The organism is Caenibius sp. WL (genome assembly GCF_019803445.1).
Taxonomy (GTDB): Bacteria; Pseudomonadota; Alphaproteobacteria; order Sphingomonadales; family Sphingomonadaceae; genus Caenibius.
Map to the genome: position 1 here is coordinate 542824 of NZ_CP081844.1, position 13244 is coordinate 556067.

The following is a 13244-nucleotide window of genomic DNA, read 5'->3' on the forward strand; positions in this document are numbered from 1 at the left end:
AATGTTCGCTTTGGTCGTAAATGGTCCGCCATTCCGCCGGAGACACGGTTCCGTCAGGGCCCGGCAAACCGCCGGGTGCCCATCACGCAAAGCACCACGGCCAGAATGGCGGCGATCATCGGCCAGGCGACCGGCTCCCCCAGCACCAGCGCGGCGAGCGCCAGTCCGAAAAAGGGCTGGAGCAATTGCAACTGGCCGACCCCGGCAATGCCGCCCAGCGCGAGCCCGCGATACCAGAACACGAAACCGACCAGCATCGAAAAGACCGAGACATAGGCCAGCGCCGCCCAGCTTGCCCGGCTGATGTGGTGCCATGTGGCGGGCAGCGTCACCAGTGCGATGGCCGCCATCAACGGCAGTGCCAGAATCAGCGCCCAACTGATGACCTGCCAGCCGCCCAGATGGCGCGCCAGACGGCCGCCTTCCGCATAGCCCAGTCCGCATGCCGCAATAGCGGCCACCATCAACAGATCGCCGGTTAGACTGCCCGGCCCGCTGCTGTGCCAGGCGAAACCCGCGATAGTCGCGGCGCCGAGCAGCGAGAAAAGCCAGAACGCGGGGCGCGGCCGTTCCCCCGCGCGCCAGACACCGAATAGGGCGGTGGCCAGAGGGAGAAGGCCGACGAACACCACGGAACGGGCGGCATCTATATGGCGGAGAGCCAAGCCGGTCAGCAGCGGGAAGCCGATGACCACACCGGCCGCGACGGCCATCAGCGGAATATAGTCTGCCCGCGCCGGCCGCGGCGCCCGGCTGAGGCCGAGCAGCAGCGCGGCCAGCATGGCGGCGATCACCGCGCGCGCGGCGGTAAGGAAGGAGGGCGAAAAGTCCATCACTGCCAGCCGTGTCGCGGGCAGCGAGCCGCTGAATATCAGCATGCCGAGAAATCCACTGCCCCAGCCGTTCCACGTCTTCGTCATGTACCCTCGCTTTCCGCTGGGCGGTTAGCGTGAAGCAGCATGACCGGGCAGGGACGATATGATACAATTTCGATAAAGTGTATGGGTATGCTTGGCGGTACAAAGCGGGGAGAGGCCATGGGCGAGCAGCAGGGCACAAGGACGGAAGCGCTGATCGCCGCCATTCGCGGCCGGATCACCAGCCGCACGCTGTTGCCGGGGGACCGGGTGCCCTCGATCCGCCGCTTCGCCGCAACGATGCGGGTTTCCCCTTCAACCGTGGTGGAAGCGTATGACCGGCTGGTGGCCGAAGGTGTGCTGCATGCGCGCCGGGGCTCGGGCTTCTACGTCGCCCAGGCCGGGGCCGCGCCGATGGTGCTGGCGGATATGGCGCCGCATGGGGACCGGGCGGTGGACCCGTTCTGGGTCGCGCGCCAGTCGCTCGATGCCGATCCGCGCATGGAAAAGCCCGGTTGCGGCTGGTTGCCGCCCGGCTGGATGCCGGGTGCGGCCCTGCGCCGCGCCCTGCGCGATGCCGCGCGGGGCGGGGATGCGCTGCTGGCCGAATATGGCGGCACGCGCGGCCCGGCGGCGTTGCGGCGGTTGCTGCTCGGGCGCTTCGCCGAAGAAGGGATCGAAACCACGCCGGCGCAATTGATGCTGACCGGATCGGGCACGCAGGCGATAGACCTGATCTGCCGCTTCCTGTTGCGCCCCGGCGATACGGTGCTGATCGACGATCCGTGTTATTTCAATTTCCAGTCGCTGCTGCGCGCGCATCAGGCGACGATCGCCACCGTGCCCTACACCGCGAACGGGCCGGACATCGCGGCCTTCGAGGCCATTGTGGCCGAGGCCCGCCCGCGCCTCTACATCACCAATTCGGCGGTGCATAACCCCACCGGTGCGAGCCTTGCCCCGCAAACTGCCTATCGCCTGCTCCGGGCCGCTGCCGCGCATGACATGATTGTGGTCGAAGATGATATTTTCGCCGATTTCGAACCGACCCCATCCCCCCGGCTGGCCGTGCTCGACGGGCTGGATAGAGTCATCCGTATCGGCAGCTTCTCCAAGACGCTGTCGGCCTCATTGCGGTGCGGATACATTGCGGCGCGCGCCGACTGGATCGAAGCGCTGATCGATCTGCAGGTGGCGACGAGCTTCAGCGGGCCGAGCCCGATCGCCGCCGAAGTGATCGCCGCCGTGTTGGCGGGTGGCGGCTATCGCAAGCACATGGCCGAGTTGCGCGTCCGTCTCGCCCGGGCGCGCGATGATCTGGCCACCAAGCTGGCCCCGCGTGGGATCGAGCCGTGGATCATGCCGCGTGGCGGGTTCCATCTCTGGTGCCGTCTCCCGCCCGGCTGCGATGCGGTGGATCTGGCGCGGCGCTGCCTGGCGCAAGGCGTGGTTCTCGCACCCGGCAATGCATTCAGCGTGGCGCAGAGTGCGGGCGGCTTTATGCGCTTCAATGTGACTCAGACCAGCGCCCGAGCGCTGGCGGTGATCGATCGTCATCTGGGCTGACTGGCTGAGAGGCCGGTTACGGTTGGCGTATGGGAGGGAGAGACCGGGACAGGATCGTGCGCGGCGGCGGAAAGGCCATGTCCTGATGATCGGGGCTGGGCATGTGGACCGCGCTGGGGCGGCCGTGGGCTTTCATTCGCTGACAGGCATGGTCCCATGAGGGAAGATCATCGTCCGGCTGTTCCCAATGCGCTACGCTCGCTTCATCGCACCAGTGCGGCAGGCGCGGCATGGCCTGGCGATGCGCATCGGCGGTGACATAGCCGCGCATGGCCGCCGCATCGCGCCACACGGTCATCGTCCAGAAAGTGCGCTTGCGATCCAGCAGCAGCGCCCCGCCAAGATAGCCATCGGCCCGGCGCGCCTGTCCGGCCGCGCGCAGCGCGTGCGGCACGAAGACCGGCAGGAGCCATGCGGCCCGGAGGCGCAGGCGGGTGACGCTTACCCAGATCATCGCGCGCCTCGGTGCCCGTTGCTGTGCATCGGTGCATTATGCCGCAGCGATGCGGGGCGGCAAGACCGCGTGCCGCGGATGGGGCCGCCCCGTCCGCCGCCCCACCTGTCAGCCTAGCCTTTCGCGCCGATATGCTGCGCGGCGAGGAAACCGAACACCATGCTCGATCCCACGGGATTGCCCCCGCCGGGATAGGCCTCGCCGCTGACGGCGGCCATCGTGTTGCCCGCGGCATAGAGCCCTTCGAGCACCGCGCCCGAGGTGTCCAGCACCCGGGCATGTTCGTCGGTGCGCAGGCCGCCCTTGGTGCCGAGATCGGACAGGGCGAAAGCAGCGGCGTGGAACGGGCCATCGGTGATAGGCACCAGCGGGGACTGGCCATAGACGACCACCCGCTCATAAGGTTCGTCGCCGCGCTGGAAATCGGTGTCCTGCTGGCGCTCGCAATGATCGTTGAAACGGGCGACGGCCGCTTCGAGCGCCTCGGCCGAAACATCGATCCGCTGCGCCAGTTCGGCCAGTGTGGGCGCGCTGCGCCAGAGCCCGGCGGCGCGATAGGCGGCCGGATCGTCGAACGGCACATTGGGCCACAGGATCGGTGGCATGCCATCGTCGCGATTGTCGTAGATATACCAGAACGGCAAGGTCAGGCTGCCTTCCCGAACCAGTTCGATAATTCTGCGCCCCGCCCGGTCATAGGCCACGGATTCGTCCATGAACCGCTGCCCCTTGTCATCGACGAAAATGCCGCCGAGGAAGCCGAGCGTGAACGTCGCGCTGCCGTCGGGCTGAAGCAGCCCGGGGGACCACCATGCCTGATCCATCAGGTCGGTATCCGCGCCGATGGCGACCCCGGCCTCGATCGCGCCGCCGGTGTTGCCCGGCGGGGCCATGCTGCCTGCCACTGTGCCCGGCACCTGATAGGTGGCGCGCATCTGGGCGTTGCGTTCAAAACCGCCTGCGGCGAGCACGATACCCCGCCGAGCCTCGATGCGGACCGGCCCTTCGGGAGTGCGCAGCACCGCCCCGGTCACCTTCTGCCCTTCGCGCACTAGGCTTTCGAGCGCGGTCGACAAGTGCATGGCGACGTTGCCCGAGGCCTGCAGCGCCAGCAGGAAGCGGGCGATCAGCGCCTGCCCGCCGACCAGTTCCTCGGGCATCGGTTCGCCCCGGCGTTCGACCGCCAGCGCAGGCCGCAGGGTGTCGATCAGTGCGCCGAGCTGTTCGGTGGGCATGGCGGCAGGGATGATATGGCGGCCGGTGGCGCTGGCATGGGGGACTTTGCCGTAATAGTCAGGCCAGGGCAGGATTTCGAAAGTGAAGCCCGGGTCCTGTTCGAGATAGTCGATCAGCCTGGCGCCGGTATCGAGATAGGCATCCTGCAACGCGCGGGGCGTGCGGTCGCCCACCACGGCATGGTAATAGGCGCGGGCGCTTTCCATCGTGTCGTCATCGCCTGCCCGGCGCAGCACAGCATTGCAGGGCAGCCACATGCCCCCACCCGAATAGGCCGACGTGCCGCCATATTTGTCCGTGCTTTCAATCAGGGTGACATCCAGCCCCTCACGCGCGGCGGTGTAGGCGGCCACCATGCCACCCGCACCCGAACCGACCACCAGCACGTCGCAGCTTCGATCCCATTGTGCCATGCCGCGTGTCCTCCTCATCGCCTTATGTTTTGTCCTGGCCGGTTTCGGGCCGGCCGATTATTGGAAGCCATGGCTTATGGCGGCATTCGCAGATGAACGGAACGGGCGTTCCGCGAAAAGTGGCCGCATTTATGGCGCAAGGGCGTTATTATGGCGTTCTGATGCGGGCATGCCCCGGATGCATCGGCGCTCAATGATAGAACAGCGAGACCACGTCCCGGGCGTGGCGGCGGACTTCGTCTTCCTCCCAGGGGAGTGTGGCGGTGAGGCGGCGATTGCCCCGCGCGGCAAGCAGGAGGAACTGCTCGGCGGCGATCACCGGGTCCACCAGATGCACCGCGCCTTCGGCCTGCCATTGGCGCAACCGGGTGGACAGCTCGTTGAGCGTGGGCGCGGTCAGGCGGCTCCATGCGCGCTGGATCATTGCCTCATGCGCCGGGGCCTGGGTGATCATCAGACACAGCAAAGCGCTGTATTCGGGCCGCTGAACCCAATGGTCCTGCTGCCGGGCCACGGTTTCCAGCGCACTGCGGATATTGCCGTCGAAAGTCAGCGGTTCGCGCACCGCTAGAAGATCGTCCACCGCCTGATCTATTGCCGCGGCGAACAGGCCCTGCTTGTTCCCAAAGCGCTTGTAGATCGTCATTTTCGAGATTTGCGCCACGGCGCCGATCTCTTCCACGCTGGTGTGACGCAGCCCCGTCTGGGCAAAACCACGCAGGGCGATGCGCAGAAGGTGAGTCCAGCGTTCGGGGGACAAGCGGCTGCCGGGCTCGATCTGTCTCGGGACATGGGCTGCCGGTTCTATAAGGGGCAGAGCAGTGGGGCACGGTTCCACCGGCATGCGCCAGCCGCCGGTGCACAGCTGCACGATCGCCTGCTGGCGGGCTCGCCGCTCGTCCGGCGTGGGCGTAAAACCGAGCAGCGCGCGGGGCCCGGCCATCGCCAGCACGCCCAGCCAACTGGACAGGCGCTCCGGCGGGATGGCGGGAAGGTGTGCTCTGCCCGGGTGGGTCAGCAACCTGTGCCCCATGTGCGAGGCCGTTTGTCGCAGATGGTGCAGCTCCGCCGCCAGGGCCGGAAATGCCGCCGCTGCCGCGATATTGGCGCGGTAGAGTTCGAGATTTTCCGGGTTCAGCGCGCTTTTTTCGATCCACAGGACATAGGCCCTGACCGCTTCCGCAAAACCAAGGCTGGCGATATCGGGCTCGCCCGCTTGCCCCGCCTCGGCCATGGTCATGCGCAGCACTTCGCGAAACAGATCCTCCTTTGACTGGAAGTTGGCGTAGATCGTCTGTTTGCTGGTTCCGGCGCGGCGGGCAATCTGTTCCATGTTGGCTTCGAAGAAGCCGGCGGCCAGAATCTGCGCCTGTGCCGCGCGCAGCAGGCGATCGCGTACGCCAGATGGGGTTTCGGGCAGAGGTTGGGCTGATCGTGCGGCCATATCCGTTGCTTGTGACGCAAGCGTGGCCCGCTTGCAACTGCCTGAACTATACCGTATAGTACAGGCAGTTCAGGAGGGAGTTTTTGCATGAGGCACGGTTTTGTGTGGGGCGGCGCGCTGTGCGCTGCGCTGCTGTCGTCCACGGCGGTTACGGCTGCCGACCCCGCACCGGCGCAGGCGGAAAGCAGCGCCCCGTTGGCCTCCCAGCGGCCGTTTGCGGGCAAGATCGGCAAGACATACAAGGATTCGACACCCGCTTATCCCGAGCCGGTCAAAGCGCCCGCCAATGCGCCCAATATCCTGCTGGTCCTGACGGACGATGTGGGCTTTGCCGCTTCGAGCACCTTCGGCGGCCCGGTGCCGACGCCCGCGCTGGATCGGCTGGCGGCCAACGGCCTGCGCTACACCCGTTTCCACACCACCGCCATGTGTTCGCCTACGCGTGCTTCGCTGTTGACGGGGCGCAATCATCATGCGGTGGGCACCGGCATTGTGCTGGACACCGCCAGCGGTTTTCCGGGTTATGACGGGGTGATCCCGCCTTCCGCCGCGACGGTCGCGGACGTGTTGAAAAGCAACGGCTACAACACCGCCTTTTTCGGCAAGCATCACAACACGCCCCAAGGACAGGACGATCCCAACAGCGGCCCGTTCGATCTCTGGCCCACCGGGCTCGGTTTCGAATATTTCTATGGTTTCATGGGCGGCGACAGCAATCAGTGGAACCCGCGCCTCTATCGCGGCACCAATCTGGTCGATCCGCCCAAGATGGACACCACGCTCGATCACTATCTGGCGCAGGATCTGATCCGCTGGGTCCATGGCCAGAAAGCGGCCGCACCCGACAAGCCGTTCCTTGCCTATCTCGCGCCCGGCAGCGCCCATGCGCCGCATCAGGCTCCGGCCGAATGGATCGCCCGTTTCAAGGGCAAGTTCGATCAGGGCTGGGACAAGCTGCGCGAAGAAAGCCTTGCCCGTCAGAAGCGGGCCGGGATCGTGCCGAAGAATACGGTGCTGACACCGCGTCCCGATGCCATTCCCGCATGGTCCAGCCTGACCGACGAACAGCGCCGCACTTATGCGCGGATGATGGAAGTCTTCGCGGCGATGCTGGCTTATCAGGATGACCAGATCGGCACTGTGCTGGATGAATTGCAGCGCATGGGCCAGTTGGACAACACGCTGGTCATCTTCATAGAAGGGGATAACGGCGGCAGCCCGGAAGGGGCGCTGACCGGCACGATGAACGAACTGGGCCACCTGGCAAACGGCATGCAGGAAGATTCCGCATGGCTGGCTGGCCAGATACCGAAAATGGGCACGCCAGACAGCTATCAGCTCTTTCCTGTCGGCTGGTCGTGGGCGACCAATGCTCCCTTCCAGTGGACCAAGCAGGTCGGCTCGCACCTTGGCGGCACGCGCAACGGGATGGTCGTTTCCTGGCCCGCCCGCATCAAGGACAAGGGCGGCATCCGCACCCAGTTCGGCCATGTGAACGATATCATGCCCACCATTCTCGAAGCGGTCGGCGTGGCCGCACCCGCTGTGGTCGATGGGGTGACACAGCAGCGGATCGATGGCGTCAGCCTGGTTTACAGTTTCGATTCCGCCAAGGCGCCCGAGCGTCACGTTCGGCAATACTTCGAATTGCTCGGCAACCGGGCGCTTTACGATAACGGCTGGATGGCCAGCACCACGCCCGCCCGCCTCCCGTGGCAGGACAACGGGGCGAAGGGCATCCTGCCCACCGATTACAAGTGGGAACTGTACAATCTCAACACCGATTTCAGCCAGTCACGCGATCTGGCCAAGGCGGAACCGGCGCGGCTCGCCGCCATGCAGGCCGCTTGGGACGAGGAAGCGAAAGCCAACAACGTCTATCCGCTGGATGATCGGCAAGGCGCGGCCCGCGCAATGGGCAAGCAGATTTCGCTGCTGCCCCGCTACGTTTACTGGGGGCCGGGCATCAGCGTGGTGCAAAGCAAGGCGCCGCCGATCAATTTCATGTCGTTTTCGCTGAACGCGGATATCGCCGTGCCCGAAGGCGGCGGGCGGGGCGTGCTGGTCGCGACCGGCAGCCAGTTCGGCGGCTGGAGCTTCGGCTTCGATCAGGGGCGCCCGTTCGTGCAGCACAACGCTTCGCAAAAGCCGGAAGACCAGTTCCGCGTGCAGGCCGATCAGCCGCTCCCGGCGGGCCCGCACAAGCTGACATACCGGTACGTCCTGGACGGCGCGCCGGGCAAGGGTGGCACGATGGCGATCATGCTCGACGGACAGCAGATCGCCAGCGGCAAAATCGGACGAACCGCGTATATCGTGGCTGGTTTGGGAGAGACATTCGACATCGGACGTGATACCGGCGCCCCCGTCGTGAACATGCCCGAAGGCACTGAATTTAACGGCAAAATAAATAAAATTGAAGTGACCCGATAAGTTGAAATCAACGTGCAAGCGAACGCAATTTGTTCTGCCGATTAGAAAACGGCAATTTGGTTCAGGGGAAGTTTAAGTGAAGATTGTTTTGAAGTACGGCGCTCTTGCCGGAGCATCGATGGCAGCGATCATGTGGAGCGGCACCGCCGTTGCACAGGATGGGGCCGAAGCGGCGCAGCCGACCGGCGGCCTGCAGGAAATCGTCGTCACCGCACAGAAGCGCGCCGAAAACCTCCAGAAGACACCGCTGGCGGTCAGCGCCATGACGGCGGAAACACTGGAAGCGCGCGGCATTTCCGATGTCGCCGATATCAGCGCCGCCGCACCGAACCTGACGACCAGCATCACGCCTTCGTCGACCACCAACATCACCGTGCAGATCCGCGGCATCGGTGAATCCGATCCGGTGCTGACGGCGGATTCGCCGGTCGGCATCTATGTCGATGGCGTGGTGATCGGCCGCACGGCTGGCGCGGTGTTCGATCTGGTCGATCTGGAACGCGTGGAAGTGCTGCGCGGGCCGCAAGGCACGCTTTATGGCCGCAACACCACGGGCGGCGCGGTCAATTTCATTTCGGCGAAGCCTGCCAAGGAATTCAAGGGCTCGCAGACTTTCAGCTACGGCAATCTCGATTACATGGTGTCGCGCACCAGCATCGATACCGGTGAAATCGGCAATTCGGGCCTGATGTTCAAGCTGTCCTACGCGCACAAGCAGCGCGATGGCTATGCGAACGATATCAACCAGCCCGACAAGCGCGATCCGGGCGCTTACAACACCGATGCTTTCCGCATCGCGGCGCGGTTCGACAACGGCGGCCCGGTGCGGGTCGATTACGCGTTCGATTACAACGACACCAAGAGCTATGCGGTGCCGTTCCAGCTCGCGTTCGTGCGCCCCGATATCGCGGCCTATTTCGCGAATTCGCAGGCGCTGGGCGGCAGCCCGCTGGAATATTCGCGTGATCGGATCAAGAATCTGAACCTCGATCAGGGGCGTTTGACTGACAAGGTGCGCGGCCACACGCTGACTGTGGAAGCCGATCTGACCGACACTCTCACGCTGCGTTCGCTCACCGGCCTGCGCAAGTGGAAGAACACGGTCGGCAATACCGATCTCGACGGTAACGACGGTCTTCTGGGCATGACGATCAGCCCGGCTTACCTTGCGCCGAAGCCGGACTTCCAGACCACGGGCGTTAAGGAAATCACGCTGTTCAGCGCGCAGAACAGGCGTTCGCAGAAGCAGTTCTCGCAGGAACTGAACCTGATCGGCAAGATCGGCGACAACGTTGATTTCGTTCTGGGCGGTTTCTATTTCAAGGAAAAGGTCCGCGAAAACAATCCGCAGCAGTTTTCGATCATTGTGCCGACACCTGCTCCGGTTCCGCTCGGCAATGGCCTCAGCACCGACTATGCGGCAATCCCGCTGGCTTCGAATCTGGCTTATCGCCACAGTTCGGAATCGGTCGCGGCTTTCGGCCAGGTCACTTATCGTGCGACCGACCGCCTCAGCCTGACGGGGGGTATGCGCTATACCGAAGATCGCAAGCATCTCGACCAGACGGCCGGGGTTGCCGTGCGCGATCTGCGTGAAACCTTCAGGCAGTTCAACTGGGCGGCCAGCGTCGATTACAAGTTCACCGACGATATCCTCGGCTACGTGCGCGTCGCCACCGGGTACAAATCGGGTGGCTTCAACCCGCGCTCGGTCGGCGGCAGCTTCAAGCCGGAAAAGATCACGTCTTACGAAGCCGGCCTCAAGACCGAACTGCTTGACCGCCGCCTGCGCCTGAACCTGACCGCGTTCCATTCGATCTACAAGGATATGCAGGTCAGCCAGTTCACGGCGGATAGCAACGGTGCATCGAGCATCACCGTCAACGCGGGCAAGGCGAAGTACACCGGGGTGGAAGCGGAAATCCTGGCGAACCCGGTCGACGGTCTGACGTTGAACGCATCGTTCGGTTACACGGACCGCAAGTTCAAGAGCTTCTGGGTCTATGATCCCGCCGAAGGCCGGGATGTCAACGCCGCCGACGAAGCGCACTTCAACTATTCGGCCAGCACCACCGCCAACGCGGGTATCCAGTACGATACGGAAATCGCCAATGTCGGCAAGCTGATGGCCCGCGTGGACTGGACTTACCGCAGCCGGATCTACTTCCACCCGCTGGATCGGTTCAATCCGTTCAATCAGGGTATGTCGGATGGTCCGGTCGGCCGGTTCGATGCGCGCATCGCGCTGTCGGATATCGATCTTGGCCCGACGCGCGCCACCGTGGCGCTGTGGGGCAAGAACATCACGAACAGGGATTACCTCTATTCGGGGATCGATTTCGGCGCACTCGGCTTTGCCGGGGTCGTCTTCGCCGAACCGCGCACTTATGGCGTGGACGTGAAGTTCGACTTCTGACGGAATGCCGGGCCGGTTTCTCCGGCCAAAAGGAAAAGGGCGGCCGATCGGCCGCCCTTTTTGCATCAACCGCCGCCGAACATTCCGGCCGCGATTGCGCGGCAGCGGCCGAGATGCGATTCCAGACGCGGCGTGTCGCCTTCCAGCACTTCCTGGATGGCCAGCCCGGTGAGCAGGCAGTGGAGGAAGATCAGCCCCTCCAACAGGTCTTCCGGTGCGACGGCCTGATCGCCGAAAATGCGGACCATCATTTCCAGGTGGTCTTGGTTGGGCCAGTCGAATGGGGTCAGCGGCAGGTCTTCCTGCTCCGGATCGCGTTCTGCCATGATGATCTCGATCGTCGCGAGATAGACTTCGCTGCGATAATGCTCCCACATCCGGGCCACGAACAGATCGATCCGTTCGGCGAAGGGCTGCGCGCTGCCCATATCGGCGAAACGGCTGACGAAGCTTTCGTGCGAACGGGCGACGATCGCTTCGAGAATCTGTTCCTTCGATCCGAAATGGTGCTGGGCGGCGCCCCAGGTCATTCCCGCGCCGCTGGCGATGCGCTTGGCGCTGGCGGCGGCCAGCCCGCCACGCCGAATCAGCGATATGGTCGACTGAATCAGCTTTTCGCGCGTGCGCAATGATTTCTGGGCTTGCCGCCCCAGCGGCGGCGCGTCCGTTTCCATGTTTGCTACCCCTTGGCCGGCGCTGTTGCCGGCATATTGTGGGGCCGCTGTTAACGCCCTGCGGTCAATCCTCAAGCATCACGATGCGGATGACGCGGTTGGGGCAGTATTTGGCCGCGTTGCGCAGCGCTGCATGGTGCGTGGGCCCCGGTGCGGGATCGAGCAGGCGGACTTTGGCATAGCCCAGCCGGTTTTCCGCTACGGCGAAGATATCGGGCGCTTCCGCGGCGCAGACCCCATGACCCTGGCACAGATCGAAATCCAGTTCGATGCGGAATCTGCCTTCTATCGCCTGCCCCATCAACGCGCTCTCCTGCGGAAACGCAGCCTGCAGGGATCGCTCGGCCGCAGGATCAGCGACGGCATGATATCACGATAATACTCGGGCGGCTCGCTCAGTTCGAACGTGAATTTGCGCAGCAGATAGGCAAAGATCGTGCGGATTTGCAGCAGGGCGAAGGCATTGCCGACGCATTTGTGCCGCCCCCCGCCGAACGGCAGGTAGGCGAAGGGCCCATCGGGGAAGGTCCGCCCGGGATTGAATGTCAGCGGATCGGCAAACGCTTCGGGCTGGCGATGCGCGACATAGGGGCTGACCATGACATTGCCCCCCGCCGGGATCAGATAGTCCTTGTAGTGGAAATCCGTCATCACCCGGCGGGTCAGCGTGACGAGCGGGGCATGGAGGCGCAGCACTTCCTCCAGAAACGCTTCAAGGAGTGGCATTTCGCGCAGCGACTGGAAACTCACTTCCTCGCTGTCGCCCAGCACGCCGTCCAGTTCGGCGACGACTTCGGCCATCAGGTCCGGATGGCGGGCCAGTTCGACCAGCATCCAGCTCGACGTGTTACCCGATGTGTGATGCCCGGCAAACATGAACCAGACGACCATGCCCGCGATTTCATGATCGCTGAGTGGGGTGCCATCGGCATAAGTGGCGTCCAGATAATGCTGGAACATGTCGTGGAACGTTTCCCCCCGGGCCAGCGCGGCGCGGCGTTGGGCCACGCGTTCGCCGATCAGTTCGCCCAGCCGCGCACGGGCGATATCGCGCCGTTCCGCCATCACCCCGTGCTGGTCGGGATCGGCCAGCCCTTCCGGGTCCACGGCCATTTCGAGATCATGATAAAGCCCGCGAAACTCGTCGCTCATATTGGCTCGAAAATCGGCCCCCATCAGGCAATGGGTGGAGGTCTTGAGCGTCAGTTCGGTGAATTTCTCGTAGAAATCCTCCTCCCCCTCGTCGGGCCAGTCGGCGATCCAGTCGCGCACTTCCTGCGCCACGATCGGGGCGTAAAGCACCATACGGTCATGCCGCAGGCCCGCTGCCTGGATCTTGAGCTGCTGCCGTTCGATCACGGGCGGCGCGCCGTACTGGATTCCTTGGCCGAATACCGGGACCATGAACTGATAGGCCTGCGCCGCGCTCAACTGCGAATCCGGCGCGCGATAGACCGCTTCGTGCGCTTCCTCCCCCACCAGCAATGTGGTTTGCAGCCCTGCGAGATCGAACGAGGAGACTTCGCCGCATTCGGCATGGCAGCGCATGAGGAACGGGGCAGGGTTGCGGCAGAACTCCTCGTAATGCCCGGTGCCGGGCACGGCCCCGCTGACCAGTGGCGGCGCCAGCCGGACCGTTGTCTGCGCGCTTGCCTCGCTCATCCACTCCTCCATCGCGATTGCCCCGCGCGTTATCGCGCTCAGGTTCGGCCTTGCGACACCATGATGACAAAAAAGATTGTGAATGCAAT

The 13244-nt window shown here is 64.2% G+C and carries 10 protein-coding genes; 3 read left to right on the forward strand and 7 right to left on the reverse strand.

Annotated elements, in window-relative coordinates; genetic code table 11:
• Positions 1-53: 53 nt before the first annotated feature.
• Positions 54-920 carry a DMT family transporter gene (locus K5X80_RS02740; protein WP_222559329.1) on the reverse strand — a complete coding sequence of 289 codons (867 nt, stop codon included), beginning with the start codon at positions 918-920 and terminating at the stop codon, positions 54-56.
• Between the two features lie 117 nt (positions 921-1037).
• Between K5X80_RS02740 and K5X80_RS02745 the strand changes: the two genes are divergently transcribed.
• The gene (locus K5X80_RS02745; protein WP_222559330.1) at positions 1038-2423 is read left to right on the forward strand and encodes an aminotransferase-like domain-containing protein; all 1386 of its coding nucleotides are present in this window, start codon (positions 1038-1040) and stop codon (positions 2421-2423) included.
• A gap of 16 nt (positions 2424-2439) precedes the next feature.
• On the opposite strand, the gene K5X80_RS02750 is transcribed toward K5X80_RS02745, so the two are convergent.
• From K5X80_RS02750 to K5X80_RS02760, 3 genes are all read right to left on the reverse strand, one after another.
• A complete protein-coding gene (locus K5X80_RS02750; protein ID WP_222559331.1) occupies positions 2440-2877 on the reverse strand; it encodes a DUF3291 domain-containing protein in 438 nt (145 codons plus the stop codon).
• Between the two features lie 113 nt (positions 2878-2990).
• Positions 2991-4526, reverse strand: a complete 1536-nt coding sequence (locus K5X80_RS02755) for an FAD-binding protein (protein ID WP_222559332.1) — start codon at positions 4524-4526, stop codon at positions 2991-2993.
• A gap of 190 nt (positions 4527-4716) precedes the next feature.
• The gene (locus K5X80_RS02760; protein WP_222559333.1) at positions 4717-5970 is read right to left on the reverse strand and encodes a TetR/AcrR family transcriptional regulator; all 1254 of its coding nucleotides are present in this window, start codon (positions 5968-5970) and stop codon (positions 4717-4719) included.
• A gap of 87 nt (positions 5971-6057) precedes the next feature.
• On the opposite strand from K5X80_RS02760, the gene K5X80_RS02765 reads away from it, so the two are divergent.
• Together K5X80_RS02765 and K5X80_RS02770 are read left to right on the forward strand one after the other, a co-directional pair.
• Positions 6058-8403: an arylsulfatase gene (locus K5X80_RS02765; RefSeq protein WP_222559334.1), complete on the forward strand. Its 2346-nt coding sequence runs from the start codon at positions 6058-6060 to the stop codon at positions 8401-8403.
• Between the two features lie 76 nt (positions 8404-8479).
• Positions 8480-10819: a TonB-dependent receptor gene (locus K5X80_RS02770; protein ID WP_222559335.1), complete on the forward strand. Its 2340-nt coding sequence runs from the start codon at positions 8480-8482 to the stop codon at positions 10817-10819.
• Between the two features lie 65 nt (positions 10820-10884).
• On the opposite strand, the gene K5X80_RS02775 is transcribed toward K5X80_RS02770, so the two are convergent.
• The 3 genes from K5X80_RS02775 to K5X80_RS02785 form a co-directional block, all read right to left on the reverse strand.
• Complete coding sequence (locus K5X80_RS02775; RefSeq protein WP_222559336.1) at positions 10885-11493, reverse strand: TetR/AcrR family transcriptional regulator; 609 nt, start codon at positions 11491-11493, stop codon at positions 10885-10887.
• 64 nt (positions 11494-11557) lie between these two features.
• Positions 11558-11794 (reverse strand): ferredoxin, encoded by a 237-nt coding sequence (locus tag K5X80_RS02780; RefSeq protein WP_222559337.1) that lies wholly within the window; start codon positions 11792-11794, stop codon positions 11558-11560.
• On the reverse strand, positions 11794-13155 hold the full coding sequence (locus tag K5X80_RS02785) for a cytochrome P450 (RefSeq protein ID WP_222559338.1): 1362 nt from the start codon (positions 13153-13155) through the stop codon (positions 11794-11796). The genes K5X80_RS02780 and K5X80_RS02785 overlap by 1 nt, the downstream gene beginning before the upstream one ends.
• Positions 13156-13244: the final 89 nt, after the last annotated feature.

Excerpts from the sequence above, each read along its gene's own strand:
- K5X80_RS02740 (WP_222559329.1), bottom strand. The coding sequence starts at position 920 with ATGACGAAGACGTGGAACGGCTGGGGCAGTGGATTTCTCGGCATGCTG.
- K5X80_RS02745 (WP_222559330.1), top strand. The coding sequence starts at position 1,038 with ATGGGCGAGCAGCAGGGCACAAGGACGGAAGCGCTGATCGCCGCCATT.
- K5X80_RS02750 (WP_222559331.1), bottom strand. The coding sequence starts at position 2,877 with ATGATCTGGGTAAGCGTCACCCGCCTGCGCCTCCGGGCCGCATGGCTC.
- K5X80_RS02755 (WP_222559332.1), bottom strand. The coding sequence starts at position 4,526 with ATGGCACAATGGGATCGAAGCTGCGACGTGCTGGTGGTCGGTTCGGGT.
- K5X80_RS02760 (WP_222559333.1), bottom strand. The coding sequence starts at position 5,970 with ATGGCCGCACGATCAGCCCAACCTCTGCCCGAAACCCCATCTGGCGTA.
- K5X80_RS02765 (WP_222559334.1), top strand. The coding sequence starts at position 6,058 with ATGAGGCACGGTTTTGTGTGGGGCGGCGCGCTGTGCGCTGCGCTGCTG.
- K5X80_RS02775 (WP_222559336.1), bottom strand. The coding sequence starts at position 11,493 with ATGGAAACGGACGCGCCGCCGCTGGGGCGGCAAGCCCAGAAATCATTG.
- K5X80_RS02780 (WP_222559337.1), bottom strand. The coding sequence starts at position 11,794 with ATGGGGCAGGCGATAGAAGGCAGATTCCGCATCGAACTGGATTTCGAT.
- K5X80_RS02785 (WP_222559338.1), bottom strand. The coding sequence starts at position 13,155 with ATGAGCGAGGCAAGCGCGCAGACAACGGTCCGGCTGGCGCCGCCACTG.